The following is a 21,235-nucleotide window of genomic DNA, read 5'->3' as shown; positions in this document are numbered from 1 at the left end:
GTTAATTAACTCGCGAATAGTATGCCACGAATCTTTTCCCTTGAGTGGTGTTAATAGCCCGTTATACTACCCCATGAAATTCTTCTTTTTCGGGCGCGTTGCCCGCTCCAGCACTTGTACAGGCTAAAAAAATCTCATGCGACTTGATAAGTTTATCGCTCAGCAACTTGGCGTTAGCCGGGCTATTGCCGGGCGTGAAATCCGCGGCAGCCGCGTTACCGTGGACGGCGACATTGTAAAAGACTCCTCCTTCAAGCTTCTGCCGGAGCATGACGTCGAGTATGACGGCAATACGCTGGTTCAGCAGACCGGCCCGCGCTACTTTATGCTCAACAAGCCGCAGGGTTACGTTTGTTCCACCGACGATCCGGATCATCCGACGGTCCTTTATTTCCTCGACGAGCCGGTGGCGCACAAGCTGCACGCCGCGGGGCGTCTGGATATCGACACCACCGGACTGGTATTGATGACCGACGATGGCCAGTGGTCGCACCGCATTACTTCCCCGCGCCACCATTGCGAAAAAACCTATCTGGTGACGCTGGAAAATCCGCTGGATGAGTCCACCGCCGAGCAGTTTGCCAAAGGCGTTCAGCTGCATAATGAGAAAGACCTGACCAAACCGGCGGTGCTGGAAGTGGTGACGCCGACCGAAGTCCGCCTGACCATTAGCGAAGGGCGCTACCATCAGGTGAAGCGGATGTTTGCCGCGGTGGGGAATCATGTGGTTGGCCTGCATCGCGAACGTATTGGCGATATCGCGCTTGATGCGTCGCTGGCGCCGGGTGAATATCGTCCGCTGACGGCAGAAGAAATTGCCAGCGTTGGCGGCCAACATGCGCGGAGTAAAACGTGACGGCAAAGCAGAATTCTTCATTAGGGATTGTGTTTATTCTTGGCCTGCTGGCCATGTTAATGCCGCTGTCGATCGATATGTATCTTCCGGCGCTGCCGGTGATTGCGGCGCAGTTTAATGTGCCGGACGGCAGCGCGCAGATGACGCTCAGTACCTATATTCTGGGCTTTGCCCTGGGCCAGCTTTTATATGGCCCAATGGCGGACAGCATGGGGCGTAAACCGGTGATACTGGGGGGCACGCTGGTTTTTGCCGCGGCGGCGGTGGCCTGCGCGCTGTCGCAGACTATCGATATGCTGATCACCATGCGCTTTTTCCACGGCCTGGCGGCCGCGGCGGCGAGCGTGGTGATTAACGCCCTGATGCGCGATATCTATCCCAAGGAAGAGTTCTCGCGGATGATGTCGTTCGTCATGCTGGTGACCACCGTCGCGCCGCTGGTGGCGCCGATGGTCGGCGGAGCGGTGCTGGTGTGGTTTAGCTGGCATGCGATCTTCTGGATCCTCGCGGTGGCGGCGCTATTAGCCTCGGCGATGATCGCCTTCTTTATTAGCGAGACCCTGCCGCCGGAACGCCGGCAGAAATTTCATATTCGCACTACGCTCGGCAACTTCGCGACGCTGTTTCGCCACAAGCGGGTGCTGAGCTATATGCTGGCAAGCGGTTTCAGCTTCGCCGGGATGTTCTCGTTTCTGAGCGCCGGCCCGTTTGTCTATATCAATATCAACCACGTTTCACCGCAGCACTTTGGCTACTATTTTGCGCTGAACGTCGTCTTCCTGTTTGTCATGACCATGATCAACAGCCGCTTTGTGCGGCGGGTTGGGGCGCTGAACATGTTCCGCGCCGGGCTATGGATCCAGTTTGCGATGGCGGCGTGGATGGTCGTGTGCGCGCTGTTTGGCGTGGGGTTCTGGGCGCTGGTGTTTGGCGTGGCGGCGTTCATCGGCTGCGTTTCGATGGTCTCCTCTAACGCGATGGCGGTGATTCTCGATGAGTTTCCGCATATGGCCGGGACCGCTTCCTCGCTGGCAGGGACGTTCCGTTTCGGGATTGGCGCCATTGTCGGCGCGCTGCTGTCGATGGCGACGTTTACCACCGCCTGGCCAATGCTGATTTCTATCGCCTTCTGCGCCAGCAGCTCCATCCTCTTTTACCTCTACGCCAGCCGACGGCGCAAAGCCGCGCGCTAAGCGACTTCAGGGGGGCGATATCGCCCCTTTTTTTGATGCATGTCAACCAAATCTGGCTTCTCTGTTCAGCGATTTGTTTATTTTATGTAAAATCAAATCGTTCAAAAAGTCGCATGATTGCGATAAAAAAGTTGTTTTAGATCACAGAAACGGGTACATATAGCCCGAAGATGTTCCATCTGCACAATTATAAACTTTTACATTACAAACCAATAACACGGCTATGCCACTGGTGTAAGCGTTTTCTGTGCAGGAAGAGGACTGGTTGTCAATAATGTGTTAGTATTGATGTAAAATTATTGTGAAGTATTTTGCTTCCGGGGTAAACACGTGAATACACTGCAACTCTCTATCGTACACCGTCTGCCGCAGAGCTATCGCTGGCTGGCCGGTTTTGCAGGTTCAAGAGTTGAACCGATTCCGCAAAACGGCGCCCAGAGCGAAAACAGCCTCGTGGCGTTGAAATTACTCAGCCCCGATGGCGAAAGCGCGTGGCCGGTCATGCATAAGCTCAGCCAGGCGCTTAGCGACATCGAGGTCGACAGCTCTGTCGTTGAATGCGAAGGGGAACCGTGCCTGTTTGTTAACCGTCAGGACGAATTCGCTGCAACCTGCCGCCTGAAAAATTTCGGCGTGGCGATTGCGGAACCTTTCTCCGGCAACAATCCCTTCTGACCGTCAGCTTAACGCCAGCAGCTGACGGGTATACTCCTGCTGCGGAGCGGTAAATACGCGCTCGCACTCACCCTGCTCGACGACTTCCCCCTGCCGCAGCACCATCACCTGATGACACAACGCCCGCACGACGCGTAAATCATGGCTGATAAAAATATAGGCCAGCTGATGCTTTTGCTGTAACGCCTTCAGCAGCGCGAGGATTTGCGCCTGTACGGTTTTATCCAGCGATGAGGTGGGCTCATCCAGCACGATAAGCTGCGGTTTGACGACCAGCGCCCTGGCGATCGCGATGCGCTGACGCTGGCCGCCGGAGAAGGCGGCAGGGTAGCGATGCCGTGAGTGTGGATCGAGGCCGACCTCCTGCATCACCTGAATCACCGCCTGCTCCCGTTCGGCCGGCGTGAGCGTCGGTTGATGGACGCGCAATCCCTCTTCGATAATTTGCAGCACGTTGAGCCGCGGGTTTAGCGATGAGTTAGGATCCTGAAAGACCACCTGCATGCGACGACGCAGCGGCAGCATCTGCCGACGATTACGTCCCTGAAGCGCCTCACCGTCAAAGGCGATCGCGCCATCGGAATGAATCAGACGCAGAAGCGCCAGCCCGGTGGTGCTTTTGCCCGATCCGGACTCGCCGACCAGCCCCAGCGTTTCTCCCGCGCGCAAATGAAAGCTGAGGGCGTTAACGACCCGGTTATGATCGACAACTCGCCGCAGCAGACCTTTACGTATCGGGAAGGCGATAGTCAAATTTTCCGCCCGCAGCAACACCGGGGCATCGGGTGCGAGCGGGACGGGATCGCCCGACGGCTCGCTATCCAGCAGGCGGCGGGTATAAGGGTGTTCGGGGGCGGAAAACAGCGCCCGGCAGCCGTTTTGTTCCACGCAGCGGCCGTTCTGCATCACCGCGACGCGGTCGGCGAGCTGACGAACGATGCTCAGATTATGGGTGATAAACAGCAGCCCCATATTCAACTCTTGCTTCAGCTCCCGCAGCAGCGTGAGGATTTGCGCCTGCACCGACACGTCCAGCGCGGTGGTGGGTTCGTCGGCGATAAGCAGCTCCGGGCGGGTTAACAGCGCCATGGCGATCATCACCCGCTGGCGCTCGCCGCCGGAAAGCTGATGGGGATAGTCGGCCAGCCGCCGGGGCGCGCTGCGGATGCCGACGCGATCGAGGCAGTCGAGGATTTCCCCGCGCGCCGCTTCTTTGCGCATCCCGCGATGCAAAGAGAGCACTTCGTACAGCTGTTTTTCCAGAGTATGCAGTGGATTAAGCGAAACCATCGGCTCCTGAAAGATCATCGCAATGCGGTTACCGCGCACGCCGCGCAGGGTGCGTTCATCCGCGTGCAGCAGCGACTGGCCGTGAAAACGGATGTCGCCGGCAGGATAGCTGACCGGCGGCGACGGGAGTAGCCGCAGCACCGATAGCGCGGTCACGCTCTTCCCGGAGCCGGACTCGCCGACCAGCGCCAGGGTCTCGCCGACGGCAATCTGCAGCGACAGTTCGCTGACGACGGGAGTTGTCTCACCCTGCTGGCGAAAGGCGATGGAGAGGTTATCGATATCTAACAAAGGTTGCGTCATGCTACACCGCCTTGCTTGGGTCAAAGGCGTCGCGAACCGCTTCACCAATAAAAATCAATAATGTCAGCAGGACCGCCACCGACAGAAAGGCGGCGATGCCCAGCCAGGGCGCCTGCAGGTTGTTTTTACCCTGCAACAGCAGTTCGCCCAGCGAAGGGGAGCCCAGCGGCAGGCCAAAGCCGAGGAAATCGAGCGAGGTCAGGGTGGTTATCGAACTGCACAGAATGAACGGCAGGAAGGTCAGGGTGGCGACCATGGCGTTAGGCAGCATATGGCGCAGAATAATGGCGCGATCGCTGACGCCGAGCGCCTGCGCGGCGCGGATATAATCATAGTTACGGGTGCGCAGGAACTCAGCCCGGACCACGCCGACCAGCGTCATCCAGCCGAACAGCACGGTAATGGCCAGCAGCCACCAGAAGTTGGCCTGTACAACGCTTGAGAGCAGGATAATCAAAAACAGCGTCGGCATTCCCGACCAGACTTCGATAAACCGCTGCCCCCAGAGGTCAATCTTCCCGCCGTAATACCCCTGAACGGCGCCGGCCATCACCCCCAGTACGCTGGAGAAGAAGGTCAGCAGCAGTCCAAAGAGAATGGAAATGCGCGTGCCGTACAGAATACGCGCCAGCACGTCCCCGCCGTTGGCATCGGTGCCCAGCCAGTTCTGTCCTGACGGCGGCGAAGGGAAGGGCGCGTCGGTGGCGAAATTAATGGTCGTCGCGCCGAAACGAACCGGCGCCCACAGGGCCCAGCCGTTATCCGCCAGCCGTTTTTGCAGCCACGGGTCCTGATAGTCGGCGGCGGTGGCAAAGCTGCCGCCGAAGGTGGTCTCACTGTAGTTTTTCAGGAGCGGAACGTAGAAGCTGCCGCGGTACTGAACCAGCAGCGGCTTATCGTTAGCAATAAGCTCTGCGCACAGGCTACAGGCGAAAAGCGCTAAAAAGAGCCATAGCGACCAGTAGCCGCGGCGGTTGTGGCGAAAACGCGCCCAGCGGGCCTGATTGACGGGACTAAAAAATGACATTAGCGGCCCTCAAAATCGATTCGCGGATCGACCAGCGTATAGCTGATATCGCTGATGATATTCAGCAGCAGGCCAATCAGAGTAAAAATATAGAGCGTGCCGAACATGACCGGGTAATCGCGAGATACGGTGGCCTCATAGCCCAACAGTCCCAGTCCGTTTAGCGAGAACATCACCTCAATCAGCAGCGAGCCGGTAAAAAACATACTGATAAAGGTGGCCGGGAAACCGGCAATCACCAGCAGCATCGCGTTACGAAACACGTGGCCCCAAAGGATCTGCTTTTCGCTGACGCCCTTGGCGCGTGCGGTAACCACGTACTGCTTGCGGATTTCATCAAGAAAGCTGTTTTTGGTCAGCATCGTGAGGGCGGCAAAACCGCCGATCACCGTTGCCAGCACCGGTAGGGTGATATGCCAGAGATAGTCGAGGATTTTTTGGTACCAGGGCAGGCTGTCGAAGTTGGCTGACACCAGCCCGCGCAGCGGAAAGAGATCGAAATAGCTGCCGCCGGCAAAGATAACGATCAGCAAAATGGCAAACAGGAACGCCGGGATGGCATAGCCGATAATAATCAGCGTACTGCTCCAGACGTCAAAATGGCTGCCGTTGCTGACCGCTTTACGGATCCCCAACGGAATCGACACCAGGTAGATGATGAGCGTACTCCACAGGCCCAGGGTGATAGAGACCGGCAGGCTGTCTTTAATCAGCTGCAGTACCGATGAGCTGCGAAACAGGCTATCGCCAAAATCAAAGCGCAGATAATCACCGAGCATTTTAAAATAACGCTCGTGCAGCGGCTTATCAAAGCCGTAGCGGTGGGTTATCTCGGCAATCACCTCCGGGTCCAGCCCGCGCCCGCCGCGATAGTGCCCATCGCTGATGTTGCTGACCCCGGTACGCGCATGGCTGGCGGCCATGCCGCCATCTCCGGCGCCGGGCAAGCCGCCGCGGTCGCCGAACTCAATCGCCGCAATCGCCTGATCGACCGGACCGCCGGGCGCGATCTGCACAATAAAAAAGTTAATGGTGATAATCGCCCACAGGGTGGGGATGATGAGCAGTAGTCGGCGGAGCAGATATGCACCCATCTTAATTCCTTAGCGTCTGTCCGCGGGGAGTCTGGCCGCTTTGCTTGCGTCGTACCACCAGTTTTCGAAACCGGAGGAGTAGACCGCGCGGGTCTGCGGGAAGGAGAATTTGTCCCAGTATGCGGTTCGGTCCTGCGCCATATACCACATCGGCAGCATGTAATAGTTCCAGGTCAGCACGCGGTCGAGAGCCCGGCCCAGCGGCAGCAGCTTTTCTTTATTACCCTGCCAGCGAATAATCTGCGCGATGAGCCGGTCGACGGCCGGGCTTTGTACCCCTGAGGCGTTATAGCTGGAGTTAATATATTCGGAGTCCCAGGAGACTTGCAGGTCGGTGCCGGGCCATGGCGTGGCGCGCCAGACGTTGGGCATCATGTCGTAATCCCGGCTGCGCTTGCGGTTACTGTACTGGGAGTTGTCGACCTGGCGAATATCCATGACGATGCCGAGCCGCTGGAGGTTGTGCTGGAAGGGCAGGACCCAGCGATCGCTGCTGCCGGAAGGAAGCAGCAGCTCAAAGCGTAACGGTTTGCCGCTTTTCGCATTAACCCGCCGCTGGTTTTTCACTATCCATCCCGCCTGGTTAAGGATGGCATCCGCCTTCAGCAAGTTTGCGCGTTCGAAACCATCGCCGCTGGAAACCGGGGGGCGGTATATCTGCGTGAAAACTTCGGCCGGGATCTCTTTTTTCAGCGGCGTTAACAGCGCCAGCTCGTCGGCATCCGGATAATCGCGCGCCGCGTATTCGGTATTCTGAAAGAAGCTGTTGGCGCGGCTGTAGGAGTGATAAAACAGCGCCTTATTCATCCATTCAAAATCAAAGGCGAGGGTAATGGCTTCGCGTACCCGGCGGTCGGAAAATACCGGGCGCTGAATGTTAAAGGCCAGCCACTGCGTATTCTGCGCCGAGGTGTTGGTGTATTCATCTTTAACGATATAGCCGTGGGTAAAATTGCGCCCGACGTAGCGGGTAGCCCAGTTCTTGGCAACGTTCTCTTCGCGACGGTCGACGGCGCCGGCCTTAAAGGCTTCGAAAGCGACGTTGTCGTCCAGGTAATAGTCGTAGCGCAGCGTATCGAAATTCCAGCGCCCGCGGTTGACCGGTAAGTCGGCGGCCCAGTAGTCCTTAACCCGCGAGTAGGTAATGTACTGGCCCATGCGCCAGGCGGTGATGCGATACGGGCCGCTGGCCAGCGGTGGGGCGGATAGCGGGTCGCTGAGTTTATGGTTTTTCCAGAATTTTTCCGGCATCACCGGTAGCGTCATCAGGCTAAGCATGTTCTCTTTGCCCGGTTTGGCTAAATCAATGCGTACGGTGAGCGGAGCGATGGCTTTTACGGTGGTGCCTTTATAATAGAGGCGAAACTGCGGCACCCCTTCGGTCATAAACTTCTGGAAGGTAAACGCGACATCGCTGGCGGTGACGGGGCTGCCATCGTGATAGCGGGCGCGGGGATTGAGCGCGATCTCCATCCATGAAAAATCATCGGCATAGCGCGTATGCTCGGCGATCAGCGGATAGTAGCTGCCGGGCTCATCATCAGAGGTGGTGAATAGCGTGTCGTATAAGCTTTCGGTACGAATACCGGGGTTGCCGCGCATGGCGTAGCGATTGAAATTATCAAAAGTACCGATGGCCGCGAGGGTAATCGCCCCGCCTTTAGGCGCGGCGGGGTTGGCATAATCGTAATGGTCAAAGCCCGCGGCGTATTTCGGTTCGCCGATAATAGCGAACCTGTCGCTCTCTTTAATCGTTTGCGCCTGGCTCTGCAGGCTAAATAAGGTCAGCAGGATCAGGCTGATGCGTGCAAAAATAACCAGGATGACGCCCTCCAATGTCAGACCTGAAGCGGCCTGACCTTTGATAGCAAATAATAAAGGACCCTTAGCGGCTTGTGAAATATTTCGCCGGTTCATCATGGGCGGCGATCAGCGCGTCCAGCGTCAGCGGCCGGCTTAACCAGTAGCCCTGTAAATAGTTTACCCCGTGGTCGCGCAGCCATTCCGCTTGTTCCTGCGTTTCCACCCCTTCAGCGACCGTGGTGAGCTTCAGGCGGCGGCTCAGGGTGATAACGGCATCAAGCACCGGTGAGGTGACGGTCTCAGTGCCGATAGCCTGCACGAAGCCGCGGTCTATCTTCAGGTAATCAAAGTCATAGCGCTCCAGATAGATTAGCGCGCTATGGCCGGTACCAAAATCATCAATCGCAATTTCAAAGCCCTGTTCGTGCAGCCAGTCGAAGTTCCCTAAGGATCGATTTTTATCGATCATCGCGCGCTCGGTGATCTCCAGCACCACGCTAAAATGGCCGGCCGGCATGGCGGCGGCGAAGTGCTGAAGGTCCTGCTGAAAGCTGCCTGCGTGCAGATGAAGGGGGGAGATATTTATTCCCAGCTTGCTCCCTGCGGGCAGGAGCGTTTGCAGAACAGGCGCATCCTGCGCAATCAGTTTTAACAGATGGCGGGTGAGCGGAATAATGATCTGCTGGGTTTCAGCAAGGTTGATAAACACATCGGGAGGGATCTCGCCGGCCACGGGATGTCGCCAGCGCATCAGCACCTCAACGCCGCTGATGCGCAGCGTCTCTGACCTCACCACCGGTTGATAAACCACATAGAACTGATCGTTTTTGATCGCCAGCAGCAGCTCTTTGCGCGGGTCCGATTTAATCGTCAGGATGTAGTAGCTTAAAAGCCCGGCCAGCAGCCCGCACACGACGCCCAGCAGCAGAGCAAACTGCGTATTCTCCGCCAGCCAGCTGTTCGCGTAGAGATAAACCTTCAGCGGCAGGCCGTCGATTTGCGTCTGGCGAATGGGCGGCGAGAGCAGCGTCTGCGGGTCGATAAGTTGGTTGCTGAAGGTGGAAATGGCGGTGTCCTTAATGGCCAGCGCCAGGCCGCTGAAATCATTCTGTCGGGCTGAGTAGAGAATATAGGGCGTCAGGTTGGCATTAATCGAGACAAAAATACCGTCTTTCCCGCCGTGTGGGCTGCGGACCCACAGCGCCAGCGCGGCGCTTTTCGGCATCATTGGCGTCCCGGGCAGAATCGCCATATCGACCGCTTGAGTAAGATTAAGCTGCGGAATGAGCTGGGTTAAGGGCGTGTTCATAGCGCCTGTGGCGGAGGAGCAAAACGCAAGGCCATTTTTGACCAGCAGGATGGCGCGGACGTTCGGGCTGAATGCCGCATGGGCGGTTAAGCCTGAGGCAACGTTTTCACAGGGTTGATCGACCAGCGGCTGCATGCCCTGAATCGTCTGCTTCAAATCGTGAAAGTAGTCCTGCAGATACGTATGAACGTTATGAATAATGGCGTCGAAACGCTCCGCGCGGTTGTGATAAATCACCATAAACTGGATGCTACCGGCCAGCAGGGCGACGGCTATTCCAACACATATGCTGGTCAGCCAGATTTTTCGCCGGGGAGCGAGATGACGGGTAGGCATAGGCTATATAGTCAGTCCGTATTGTTGATTTGCGCCAGGGGGCTGATAGAAATCGCTTTTTCTATCCCTGCTTAAAGACATCGCTTATTTTACGAAGTTTCCTGGCTGGCGAGCAAAAAAAAACACCGCCTCGGCAGTGTTTTTTTTATTTCTTTCGTTGGCCAAGGGATTAACCAACGGCAGAAGACGATTACGAACGGCTCAGAACGCGTCGCGCTTCGTTATAGCGCTTTTTCCAGTACGGCTCATCCATGCTTGAAATCGTCACACCGCTGCTGGTGGAAGCATGAACAAACTGATTGTTGCCGATGTAGATCCCTACATGGCGGCCCGTGGAACCTGCACGGAACAGAACTAAATCACCGGTGCGCAGCTGCGCGCGGCTGATCGATTTTCCGGAATCCTGCTGCTCTGAAGTCGAGCGCGGCAGTTCCAGGCCAAACTGTTCGCGGAAAGTCCGTTGCACAAAGGCGGAACAATCGATGCCTTTACGGGTGCTGCCGCCGAGGCGGTAACGCACGCCCTTCCAGCTGGCATATTGATCCATCAAGCGGGACTTAACGTCCAGGTTGCGGACCATTGTTTCAAATTCATCCTGAGAGGCTTGCAGTGATGATAAATCGCCACTACCCACAGCAAGCGTCTCAGAATGCATATTCCTGGCGGTACTATTTGAACTACACGCGGAAAGCAGAACCGCAACTGCAATCGCGGGGGCGACCCGCAAGATATATCTCAAAATCGGCTGAGATTTGACCATGCTGTGTGTTATCCCTTGTTGTCCTTAACGACAATGTCGTTATAAAAAATGCCAAACGTGTTAGAGCCTAATTACCTGGTCGCAATGAGACAATTCCGTAAGCATAAAACTGTGGACTGACGCACAAATTTATTCATTCTCTGAATTGATGTCGCTGACGAGGCAAAACGAGATTGAGGTTACCCGATCAACCGGGGGATGGCGAGCGGTTTTACGCATTTTCTTATAAGTATTTTTGCGACAAAAAGTGAATCATCGGCAAAGGGCAAAATAGCGACAGCAATGGGTAAAAAATACGCAATTTACTCATTTCTAACATGATTACTATGACGGGAAGATGATGCCGGATGAGAAAAAACGCGCGGACAAAAAAAGGGACCCAGAACGATCCCTTATGAATGATATTAATTAATTGTAAAGATAGATTTAATTTTTAGTTTTTCTACCCGGAAGATAACGCTCAAATAACGCAATGACATTATCACTCAGCGGGGTCATCAATACCCAGGGGGCACCAATGAGTACCGCCGTTAATGAGCCGACGGCAATATCGGTAAACCAGTGAGCGCCAATCATTACGCGTGGAAAAGCGAACACCACGAATATGACCAGCGCGATGGCAAACGCCCGGCGACCAAAATAGCGCCACATAAATGAGGCAAAAATCAGCAGCATCATACCGTGATCGCCTGGAAAGCTATCTTTAGACGCATCTTTAGTGGGGAAGGAGATCACATCGCTCACTTTGGTGATATCGGTAAAAGAGAGCGAAGGGCTGGCGCGCTTAACCGGCATCAGGTGCTGGGCAAGCTGATTGATGATGACGGCGGCCAGCAGCATCGCCAGGCCGATGATAATCACCCGGCGGCGTCCGGCGCTCTGCTCTTTAAACCAGAAGCTTAGCATCAGGCTGCCCATTGCCAGTAGCGAGCAGGCATCAAATGCGCGGTTGTTGATAATCGCCAGCAGCCAGGTGTAAGCGGTGCTCACGCCAACCAGATGGTTAAAGAAATAGAAGATCGCCGAGTCCAGCGGATTCCAGAAACCATGGTTAACGGGAAGGTACCATGAACAAAAAAGCGCAACACCCGCCGCGTTCAGCAGCAGGATTAGGGGAATTCGATTTTTAATCATAACTATCGTGTGTTGGGTAAACGACGGCAACCATAGCCGTCTTAACTTAAACGAATCCTCAACAAGGAGGCCTGCAGTGCGTTCCAGTCCGTTTCGGTATCGGCAATCAGCTCGATACGGCTATCGGGGGGAGAAACGTTCTGCGTCTCAATATGCAGATCGCGCTGCTGGCGGTTGATGCGTACCACTCCTTCCGCGATGCGCATCACGCCTTTTACGCGCCCGACCGGCGCCAGGCGCGCCCATTCGAGCAGGGCCACGGTGTCGAAAACGGTTTCGGCGTCAAAAATCCAGCCGCAGGCGTGATAGCCCTGGCCGCTATTGAGGCTGCGACGCCAGCGCTGATGGGCAGGGAGGCTCAGTGCCGCAAGGCCCTGTTTCTGCCCGTGGCCGTGCGCGTGTTCGGGGCTGGCGGGAAGCGGCGCAAGATTGCGGCGCGGCAAATCAAGCAGTGCCGGGTCGATATTCCCCCGCGTGGCGCTGACGAACCGCCGATCGCCGGCATAGGTCTGCCACCAGGCGGCGAATGCGCGTTGGCTTTCCTCCGTTGCGCGGTCGGCTTTATTACTGATAATGACGTCAGCGGCGGCCAGCTGGTCGCGAAAGTTGTCGTTGGTCACAATTTTTTCGTCCAGCAGCTGGCGCGGATCCAGCACGCATAAGGTGGCGCGCAGGTCGATCCACGGCTCGTATATTGCGGCGGTCAGCATATCGAGGATCTGTTTAGGATGGCCAAGCCCGGTGGGTTCAATCAGCAGGCGATCGGGTTTGCCCTGGCGCAGCAGGGTGTTGAGCCCGACCTGCATCGGCAGACCGTTCACGCAGCACATGCAGCCGCCGGGGATCTCTTTGAGCAGCGCGCCACTTTCCGCCAGCAGCGCGCCGTCAATGCCCACTTCACCAAACTCGTTGACCAGCACGGCCCATTTTTCATCCGCGGGCTTATGGGCCAGCAGATGCAGAATCGACGTCGTCTTGCCGCTGCCGAGAAACCCCGTGATCAAATTGGTTTTGGTCACTTTTTCTCCAGGGTAAATGTAATGTTGTAACAGTTACGCTATCCTGACGAAAAAAAGGGGAAAAGAGAAGTCCTACCGCGGACAGAAGGAGGATCTGTCCGCTAAAAGGCAGAAATTGTTAAGCGTTCAGCGTGCCGGCAATCGCCTGACGCGCGCCAAAAGCGGCGAGCTGATGCCATGCGGCGGTGATATGAGCGACAAACTGCGGGTTCTGCGGCAGGTCGCGGCCAAAGATCTCTTCCAGCGTAAGCAGGGCCGCCACGCGCTGGTGTTCATCGCTGGCAGCAACCCGTTTCTGCATCTTATCGGCCAGCGGATCGCGAATATCAATCGCATTTCCGGCATCGTCAATACCGCTGACGTAGCGCATCCAGCCGGCCACGCCGAGCGCCAGCAGCGGCCAGCGGCTGCCCCGAGCGAGATGGACGCGAATACCCTCAAGCATACGTTGCGGCAGCTTCTGGCTACCGTCCATGGCGATTTGCCAGGTGCGATGCTTCAGCGCCGGGTTGCTGAAGCGCTCGATCAGGCTGTCAGCGTACGCCGTCAGGTCAACGCCCTGAATGGATAAGGTCGGCGCCTGTTCGTCAAGCATCAGGCGGTAGGCGGCGCTGCGGAAAATCGGATCCTGCATGCAGTCGCTAATGTGCGCATGGCCAGCCAGATAGCCAAGCCAGGCGAGAAACGAGTGGCTACCGTTGAGCATCCGTAGCTTCATTTGTTCCCACGGTAAAACGTCATCGGTCATCTGGACGCCCGCGGTTTCCCAGTCCGGGCGACCGGCAACAAAGTTATCTTCAATGACCCACTGGATAAAGGGTTCGCAGCTGATTGCGCAGGGGTCTTCCACGCCTAGCGTCGCGCTAATTTCTGCCAGCGACTCATCGGTGGCGGCGGGCACGATGCGGTCAACCATGGTACCGGGAAAGCTGACGTGTTCGGCAATCCACTGCGCCAGCTCGGGGTCCCGTTTTTCGGCCATTCCCAGCACGGCGTTTTTTACCACATGTCCATTATCGGGAATATTATCGCAGGAGAGGACGGTAAACGGCGGTAGCCCCCGCTGTCGGCGGCGCGCCAGCGCTTCCACCAGAATGCCGGGAACCGATTGCGGCAGCGTCGGATTTTGCAGATCGTGAATAATGCGCGGCTGCGTCATATCCAGCTGGCCGCTGGCCGGATCGATGCAGTAGCCCTTCTCGGTGATGGTCAGAGAGACAATGGCGACCTGCGGTTCGCAAAATTTCTCAATAATGGCGGCCAGCGAATCCAGTTTCGCATTCAGACACTCATGAACGGCGCCGACAACAATCGGCTGATTGCCCTCGGCGCCTTTTTCCAGCACGGTAAACAGGTGGTCCTGCTGGCGAAGCTGGCTCATCAGCCGATCGCCGCTGAACAGGCTAATCTCACAAATCCCCCAGTCTCCGCCGCCGGCGTTGAGCACCCGATCGGTGAGAAGGGCCTGGTGCGCGCGATGAAACGCGCCAAAACCGAAATGCACAATACGCGAACGCAGCTGACTGCGATCGTATCGAGGAAGCTGTACGCCTTCCGGCAGCGTGGCTGTCGCAATGGTTGTCATTCTTAACACACCTGATTAACCAATAATTAACATGGCCAGTGTAAAGATATATGACAACAAATTAAATTGGTGAGCCTTATTTATCCGCTTAATGTGAACTTGATCATGCAATTCTGTCGCGGTAAACGGTCAGGCCGCAAAGTATGCGGAGAGAGCCGGTGAGATTAGCGGTAGCTTCGCTATTATTGGTATAACAGCTTTTGGCGGAGGGGGAGATTGCGGATAAGGGGCTAATAAAAAGGACAGCCGCTGGCTGCCCTCCAGGGTGTTGCAAACGCGGAGTTTAGTCCGCGCGGCCCATGTAGCGGCTCTCTTCGATATGGATGCGGATACGCTCTCCCGCGCTCAGGTATTCAGGCACCTGAACAACAAGGCCGGTGCTCAGCGTCGCCGGTTTGTTACGCGCGCTTGCGGATGCGCCTTTGATACCCGGCGCCGTCTCAACGATTTCGAGATCCACGGTCTGCGGCAGTTCCAGCGCCAGCAGCTGGCCGTCCCAGGTCAGAACCTGCATATCCGGCATGCCGCCTTCCGGCATAAACAGCAGCTCTTCTTCGATCTGCTCTTTGGTGAAGATATACGGGGTGTAATCTTCTTTATCCATAAAGACGTATTCGTTGCCATCGATATAGGAGAAGTCAACGAAGCGGCGGGTCAGGGTGACGGTATCGACGATGTCGTCGCCTTTGAAGCGTTCTTCCACTTTCAGGCCGGTGCGTACATCGGAGAAACGCATTTTGTACAGCGTCGCTGCGCCGCGGGCGCTGGGTGACTGAATATCAATATTTTTAACAATCAGCAGTTTGCCGTTGTAATTCAGCACCATACCTTTTTTAATTTCATTCGCTCTTGGCATTGCGGTAATCCTGTCACTTAAAGGGTCGAAAATATCGCGTAAAACTACTCGCGCCGGGCCTTTCAGGCAAGTGGAATTCGTCGGTTTTGCTATCTTCAGGTAAAACGTTTAGGCTGGGCTGCTAAAAGCGTTATCGGAAGAGTCGATTATGGAATGCCGCCCTGAATGCGGAGCTTGCTGTATCGCTCCTTCTATCTCCAGCCCTATCCCGGGCATGCCGCAAGGCAAGCCGGCAAACACCCGCTGCGTGCAGCTATCGCAAAATAATCTCTGCGCTATTTTTGGCTCGCCGTTAAGGCCGAAAGTGTGCGCCAGCCTGAAGCCGGAAGCGGAAATGTGCGCCACCAATCGCGAAGACGCCATGACCTGGCTGCTTCATCTTGAGCTGAGCACTTCGTGACGGTGCAAGCCGGCGCGGATACCCTTAAACGTCTTTAATACGCCACAGACAGGCCTGAGTGACGACCCCCATCACCAGCGCAATCCAGAATACGGCGTGATAGCTCCAGACTTCCGCAACGACTCCCGCCAGCGAACCGGCGATAATCCAGCCAACGCGCGTGGTATTGGTATAAAGCGTGGTGGCCGCGCCCGCCTGTCCGGGCATCAGATCCTGAAAATAGAGCATGCCGATACCGGCCAGGATACCGATAAAAATGGCGTTCAGCGCCTGCAGGGCCAGCAGTAGTCCAGGGGTATGTACGGTTAGCATGCCGACGTAAAACAGCACGCCGGCCACCGCAGAGATGCGCATCAGGAAACGCTTGCCGAAACGTTTGGCGTAGTAGCCCGCAATCAGCATGGTCGGGATTTCCAGCCCGGCGGCGGTGCCCATCATGACCCCGGCCAGCTTCTCCGGTAAATGCAGTTCATTGATGATAAACAGCGGCATATTAATGATGTACAGGCTGTTGATTCCCCACATCAGCGTACAGATGATAAACAGCAGCAGCGCGTCGCGGCGGTTGGTGCGCGGCGCTTCAAGATGGCCCGTAGCGATCTTCGGCTCTTTACGCATGCTGGGAAGAAAAAACCAGACCATCGCGCCGCAGACCACAAAGGCAACTGCCGCGCTGAGATACATCACCGTAAAGCCAAAACCCATGGCCAGCGCGTAGGCCAGCGGCGGTCCGATAACCCATGCCAGCGATACCTGAGCGCGCAGAATCGAGCTAAACATGACCGCCTCGCGGCCCGTTTTGTCCGCATGCTCGCGGGCGAGGGCAAACATCTGCGGGTTGGCGGTGGAGCCGAAGCTGCTGAGAAATACCCCGATGAACAGCAAAATAAAGTAGTTACGGTTCCAGGCGAAGAGCACGCAGGCCAGCACGCCCATCAGGCAGCAGAAGACAATCAGCCGCTTGCGGTCGCCTTTGCGATCCGAACGCCCGGCTAGGAACTGGCTCACCAGAATGCCGATCACCGCGCTACCGGTAAAAAAGAAGCCGACCATCGCCGGCCGTACGTGAACCTCGTTCGTCAGAAACAGGCTCAGCGTTGGCGTCTGGAGTGCCCCGGCGATACCCGTCAGGAAGGCGACGATCAGAAAGGCGGAAGAGGTGAAATCAAACCCGCGTCGTGGCAGGGCGGCGCTACTGTTTTGCATGTCGGCGTTCATCGGTTTTCAGGAGTCGCGGAGTTTACGCCGTCACTCAGAAAATGAACAGTACCAGGGCACGAATAAATCAAAAAGATGTTTCAAAATCAAACTTCAGCAGAAAGCTGAAGTTTTTCCGGCCTCGACGCTCCCGCTTCAGCAAAAGTGTGCTGTATCTCTAACTTCTGTTATCAGAAAACGAACTTTTCTTGCCTGGCGGCTAATAAAGGTACAGACTTCTTGAAACGTTTCAGCGTCATCGGGAGATTCTCCGGCAGGTAGATGACGCATTTTTTCTCAAAGTAGCTGAAACGATTCAATTCAGCAGGAGAGGAGAACCATGTTCCAGTTATCTGTGCAGGATATTCATCCCGGTCAGCAGGCCGGTAATAAAGAAGAGGCTATTCGTCAGGTTGCCTCCGCGCTGGTCAGCGCGGGCAACGTGGCAGACGGCTACATCAACGGGATGCTGGCTCGCGAGCAGCAAACCTCCACTTTCCTTGGCAACGGTATTGCGATTCCGCACGGTACCACCGACACCCGCGATCAGGTACTGAAAACCGGCGTTCAGGTGTATCAGTTCCCGCAGGGCGTGACCTGGGGCGAAGGGCAAACCGCCTACGTCGCCATCGGTATCGCCGCCAGCTCGGATGAACACCTGGGGCTGCTGCGTCAGCTGACCCACGTGCTGAGCGACGACTCCGTTGCTGAACAACTTAAGTCCGCGACGACCGCTGAAGAGCTGCGCGCCCTGTTGATGGGTGAAAAGCAGAGCGAAGCGCTGAAGCTGGATAACGAGACGCTGACCCTGGACGTTGTCGCCAGCGACCTGCTGACCCTGCAGGCGCTGAATGCCGCTCGGCTGAAAGAAGCCGGCGCGGTCGATGCTTCCTTTGTTAGCCGTACGATTAATGATAAACCGCTGAACCTCGGTCAGGGCATCTGGCTGAACGACAGCACCGAAGGCAACCTGCGCAGCGCCGTTGCCGTCAGCCGCGCGGCCAACGCCTTTACCAGCGATGAGCAGCCGGTTTCTCTACTGATCACCGTCGCGATGGCCGATGACCAGCCGACCGCCGTGCTTAATCGCCTGAGCAATTTGCTGCTCGACAAAAAAGCTGACCGTTTGCTGAAGGCTGATGGCGCCACGCTGCTGGCGCTGCTGACCAGCGACGACGCGATTGCGGAAGATGTTCTCAGCGCGGAATACGTTATCCGCAACGAGCACGGGCTGCACGCGCGTCCCGGCACGATGCTGGTTAATACCATTAAACAATTCTCCAGCGACATTACCGTCACCAACCTTGATGGTTCGGGCAAACCGGCCAACGGCCGCAGCCTGATGAAGGTCGTGGCGCTGGGCGTGAAAAAAGGTCACCGCTTGCGCTTTACCGCGCAGGGTGATGATGCGCAGCAGGCGCTGGATGCGATTGGCGAAGCGATCGCCGCAGGCCTTGGGGAGGGCGCATAAATGAGCAGACGTGTCGCAACGATTACTTTAAACCCGGCCTATGACCTGGTGGGTTTTACCCCGGAAATTGAACGCGGTGAGGTTAACCTTGTTCGCACTACCGGTTTGCACGCCGCAGGGAAGGGGATCAACGTTGCAAAAGTGCTGAAAGATCTCGGTATCGACGTCACCGTTGGCGGTTTCCTCGGTAAAGACAATCAGGATGGTTTTCAGCAGCTGTTCAGCGAGCTGGGCATTGCTAACCGTTTTCAGGTTGTTCAGGGCCGTACCCGTATCAACGTCAAGCTGACGGAGAAAGACGGCGAAGTCACCGATTTCAACTTCTCCGGCTTTGAAGTCACGCCGGGCGACTGGGAGCGTTTTGTTAACGATTCCCTGAGCTGGCTGGGCCAGTTCGATATGGTTTGCGTGAGCGGTAGCCTGCCGTCTGGCGTCAGCCCGGAAGCATTCACTGACTGGATGACCCGTCTGCGTAGCCAGTGCCCGTGCATCATTTTTGACAGCAGCCGCGAAGCGCTGGTTGCCGGTCTGAAAGCGGCGCCGTGGCTGGTTAAACCTAACCGTCGCGAGCTGGAAATCTGGGCGGGCCGCAAGCTGCCTGAAATGAAAGATGTGATTGAAGCCGCTCATGCGCTGCGTGAGCAGGGAATTGCCCACGTGGTTATCTCCCTTGGCGAAGAAGGCGCTCTGTGGGTTAACGCATCCGGAGAGTGGATTGCCAAGCCGCCTTCCGTTGAAGTGGTAAGCACCGTTGGCGCCGGTGACTCCATGGTTGGCGGCCTGATTTATGGCCTGCTGATGCGTGAGTCCAGCGAACATACGCTGCGCCTGGCAACGGCAGTTGCCGCGCTGGCGGTGAGTCAGAGCAATGTCGGTATTACCGATCGTACCCAGTTGGCCGCAATGATGGCGCGCGTCGACTTACAACCCTTTAATTAACAGCAGGAGAGGCATAATGAAAACGCTGCTGATTATTGATGCCGGGCTTGGACAGGCTCGCGCCTATATGGCGAAGACCCTGTTAAGCACTGCGGCGCAAAAAGCGCAACTCGAACTGATTGATAACCCGAACGACGCTGAGCTGGCGATTGTGCTGGGCACGGCGCTGCCGGCCGACAGCGCGCTGAACGGCAAAAAGGTCTATCTCGGCGATATTAACCGCGCCGTAGCGCACCCGGAGCTGTTCCTCGGTGAGGCCAAAAGCCATGCAACGCCTTACAGTGCCCCGGCCGCTGCCGCTGTACCTGCAGCGACCAACGGTCCGAAACGCATCGTGGCGGTCACCGCCTGTCCGACCGGGGTGGCGCACACCTTTATGGCGGCGGAAGCGATTGAAACCGAAGCCAAAAAACGCGGCTGGTGGGTGAAAGTTGAAACGCGCGGCTCCGTGGGCGCGGGCAATGCAATCACCCCGGAAGAAGTTGAACAGGCGGATCTGGTAGTGGTGGCTGCCGATATCGAAGTGGATCTGGCGAAATTTGCCGGTAAGCCGATGTATCGCACCACCACCGGTCTGGCGCTGAAGAAAACCGCTCAGGAGCTGGATAAAGCCGTTGTTGAAGCGAAACCGTATCAGCCTGCGGGTAAATCCCAGGCCGCGGCGGAAGGCAAAAAAGAGTCCGCTGGCGCCTATCGCCACCTGCTGACCGGCGTGTCGTACATGCTGCCGATGGTAGTGGCGGGCGGTCTGTGTATCGCGCTTTCCTTCGCTTTTGGTATTAAAGCCTTTGAAGTGAAAGACACCCTGGCCGCCGCGCTGATGCAAATCGGTGGGGGCTCAGCCTTCGCGCTGATGGTGCCGGTACTGGCGGGCTTTATCGCCTTCTCCATCGCTGACCGTCCGGGCCTGACGCCGGGTCTTATCGGCGGTATGCTGGCGGTAAGCACCGGGTCCGGCTTTATCGGCGGTATCATCGCTGGTTTCCTTGCCGGTTACGTGGCGAAAGCGATCAGTACGAAGCTGAAACTGCCGCAAAGTATGGAGGCGCTGAAGCCAATCCTGATCATTCCACTGGTTTCCAGCCTGATCGTAGGTCTGGCGATGATTTACCTGATTGGTAAGCCCGTTGCCGGGATCCTCGAAGCGTTGACCCACTGGCTGCAAACCATGGGCACGGCAAACGCGGTTCTGCTCGGTGCGATCCTCGGCGGTATGATGTGTACCGACATGGGCGGTCCGGTGAACAAAGCGGCCTACGCCTTTGGTGTTGGTCTTCTGAGTACCCAAACCTATGCGCCGATGGCGGCCATTATGGCGGCGGGTATGGTTCCACCGCTGGCGCTGGGTCTGGCGACGCTGGTTGCGCGTAACAAGTTCGACAAAGCGCAGCAGGAAGGCGGTAAAGCCGCACTGGTTCTCGGCCTGTGCTTTATCACCGAAGGCGCGATTCCGTTCGCTGCTCGCGACCCGATGCGCGTCCTGCCCTGCTGTATCGTTGGCGGCGCGGTCACCGGCGCGATGTCCATGGCGGTCGGTGCTAAGCTGATGGCGCCGCACGGCGGTCTGTTCGTCCTGCTGATTCCTGGCGCGATTACGCCGGTACTCGGTTACCTGATGGCGATTGTCGTCGGTACGCTGGTCGCAGGGCTCTCCTACGCGGTGCTGAAACGTCCTGAAGTTCAGGTAGTCGAAAAAGCAGCCTGATCGACCTACTAAATCGTTCTCAAGGGCAGAGTCTTCTCTGCCCTTTTTTTATGCCTCATCTCCTCCCGCTCATCCTGCCGTATGTGCTCTCCTTCGCATTTTTAAACTGTTTAAAAACCATACGGCTCATTTTTTGTGATTTTGTTCATGTTCATATGAAATCCCTCTTGCTGACCTCTTTACTTTAAAAACATTCCGCTTAACATAAACACATGTTCACATTCAAACATGTGTTTACTGAGGGGTGATGAATGGGAGTATGCTTATTTATTGATATTCAATA

General features: G+C 56.5%; 18 protein-coding genes. 7 read left to right on the top strand and 11 right to left on the bottom strand.

What is annotated here, in order from left to right:
• Positions 1-136: 136 nt before the first annotated feature.
• The 3 genes from rsuA (at position 137) to FQK12_RS23185 (ending at position 2,724) form a co-directional block, all read left to right on the top strand.
• Complete coding sequence (gene rsuA, locus FQK12_RS23195; protein ID WP_014230178.1) at positions 137-856, top strand: 16S rRNA pseudouridine(516) synthase RsuA; 720 nt, start codon at positions 137-139, stop codon at positions 854-856.
• Complete coding sequence (locus tag FQK12_RS23190; protein ID WP_014230177.1) at positions 853-2,049, top strand: Bcr/CflA family multidrug efflux MFS transporter; 1,197 nt, start codon at positions 853-855, stop codon at positions 2,047-2,049. The genes rsuA and FQK12_RS23190 overlap by 4 nt, the downstream gene beginning before the upstream one ends.
• Positions 2,050-2,379: 330 nt before the next feature.
• Positions 2,380-2,724, top strand: coding sequence for a YejG family protein (locus tag FQK12_RS23185; RefSeq protein WP_004122937.1), 345 nt, complete (start codon positions 2,380-2,382; stop codon positions 2,722-2,724).
• A 3-nt stretch (positions 2,725-2,727) separates the two neighbouring features.
• Here FQK12_RS23185 and yejF read toward each other — a convergent pair whose 3' ends face one another.
• The 10 genes from yejF to yeiP all read right to left on the bottom strand — a co-directional run bounded on the left by yejF (position 2,728) and on the right by yeiP (position 15,240).
• Positions 2,728-4,317, bottom strand: a complete 1,590-nt coding sequence (yejF, locus tag FQK12_RS23180; RefSeq protein ID WP_014230176.1) for a microcin C ABC transporter ATP-binding protein YejF — start codon at positions 4,315-4,317, stop codon at positions 2,728-2,730.
• 1 nt (position 4,318) lies between these two features.
• Complete coding sequence (locus FQK12_RS23175; RefSeq protein ID WP_004852714.1) at positions 4,319-5,344, bottom strand: ABC transporter permease; 1,026 nt, start codon at positions 5,342-5,344, stop codon at positions 4,319-4,321.
• The gene (locus FQK12_RS23170; protein ID WP_004122930.1) at positions 5,344-6,438 is read right to left on the bottom strand and encodes a microcin C ABC transporter permease YejB; all 1,095 of its coding nucleotides are present in this window, start codon (positions 6,436-6,438) and stop codon (positions 5,344-5,346) included. The genes FQK12_RS23175 and FQK12_RS23170 overlap by 1 nt, the downstream gene beginning before the upstream one ends.
• A gap of 9 nt (positions 6,439-6,447) precedes the next feature.
• Positions 6,448-8,253: an extracellular solute-binding protein gene (locus tag FQK12_RS23165; RefSeq protein WP_025106741.1), complete on the bottom strand. Its 1,806-nt coding sequence runs from the start codon at positions 8,251-8,253 to the stop codon at positions 6,448-6,450.
• 70 nt (positions 8,254-8,323) lie between these two features.
• Positions 8,324-9,886 carry a cyclic di-GMP phosphodiesterase gene (locus FQK12_RS23160; protein WP_014230174.1) on the bottom strand — a complete coding sequence of 521 codons (1,563 nt, stop codon included), beginning with the start codon at positions 9,884-9,886 and terminating at the stop codon, positions 8,324-8,326.
• 190 nt (positions 9,887-10,076) lie between these two features.
• A complete protein-coding gene (gene mepS, locus FQK12_RS23155; protein WP_004122922.1) occupies positions 10,077-10,646 on the bottom strand; it encodes a bifunctional murein DD-endopeptidase/murein LD-carboxypeptidase in 570 nt (189 codons plus the stop codon).
• A 426-nt stretch (positions 10,647-11,072) separates the two neighbouring features.
• A complete protein-coding gene (locus FQK12_RS23150) occupies positions 11,073-11,786 on the bottom strand; it encodes a phosphatase PAP2 family protein (protein WP_025106743.1) in 714 nt (237 codons plus the stop codon).
• 35 nt (positions 11,787-11,821) lie between these two features.
• Positions 11,822-12,799, bottom strand: coding sequence for a CobW family GTP-binding protein (locus FQK12_RS23145; protein ID WP_014230172.1), 978 nt, complete (start codon positions 12,797-12,799; stop codon positions 11,822-11,824).
• A 118-nt stretch (positions 12,800-12,917) separates the two neighbouring features.
• Positions 12,918-14,384 (bottom strand): mannitol dehydrogenase family protein, encoded by a 1,467-nt coding sequence (locus FQK12_RS23140; protein ID WP_014230171.1) that lies wholly within the window; start codon positions 14,382-14,384, stop codon positions 12,918-12,920.
• 283 nt (positions 14,385-14,667) lie between these two features.
• Entirely contained in the window at positions 14,668-15,240 is a 573-nt protein-coding gene (gene yeiP / locus FQK12_RS23135) for an elongation factor P-like protein YeiP (protein WP_004122911.1), read from the bottom strand.
• Between the two features lie 148 nt (positions 15,241-15,388).
• Here yeiP and FQK12_RS23130 point away from each other — a divergent pair, with 148 nt between their 5' ends.
• The gene (locus FQK12_RS23130) at positions 15,389-15,640 is read left to right on the top strand and encodes a YkgJ family cysteine cluster protein (protein ID WP_014230170.1); all 252 of its coding nucleotides are present in this window, start codon (positions 15,389-15,391) and stop codon (positions 15,638-15,640) included.
• A 24-nt stretch (positions 15,641-15,664) separates the two neighbouring features.
• Here FQK12_RS23130 and setB read toward each other — a convergent pair whose 3' ends face one another.
• Positions 15,665-16,846 (bottom strand): sugar efflux transporter SetB, encoded by a 1,182-nt coding sequence (gene setB / locus FQK12_RS23125; protein ID WP_014230169.1) that lies wholly within the window; start codon positions 16,844-16,846, stop codon positions 15,665-15,667.
• Between the two features lie 331 nt (positions 16,847-17,177).
• Here setB and fruB point away from each other — a divergent pair, with 331 nt between their 5' ends.
• The 3 genes from fruB to fruA are packed head-to-tail and all read left to right on the top strand — an operon-like array spanning position 17,178 to position 20,952.
• Entirely contained in the window at positions 17,178-18,308 is a 1,131-nt protein-coding gene (fruB, locus tag FQK12_RS23120; RefSeq protein WP_014230168.1) for a fused PTS fructose transporter subunit IIA/HPr protein, read from the top strand.
• Positions 18,309-19,247, top strand: coding sequence for a 1-phosphofructokinase (gene fruK, locus FQK12_RS23115; protein WP_004103928.1), 939 nt, complete (start codon positions 18,309-18,311; stop codon positions 19,245-19,247).
• A 16-nt stretch (positions 19,248-19,263) separates the two neighbouring features.
• The gene (gene fruA / locus FQK12_RS23110) at positions 19,264-20,952 is read left to right on the top strand and encodes a PTS fructose transporter subunit IIBC (RefSeq protein ID WP_014230167.1); all 1,689 of its coding nucleotides are present in this window, start codon (positions 19,264-19,266) and stop codon (positions 20,950-20,952) included.
• Positions 20,953-21,235 lie beyond the last annotated feature (283 nt).

It is taken from the genome of Klebsiella sp. ME-303 (genome assembly GCF_007910085.1).
Classification (GTDB): Bacteria; Pseudomonadota; Gammaproteobacteria; order Enterobacterales; family Enterobacteriaceae; genus Klebsiella; species Klebsiella michiganensis.
The sequence above is the reverse complement of the archived record's forward strand: the minus strand, read 5'-3'. Positions and strand labels throughout refer to the sequence as shown.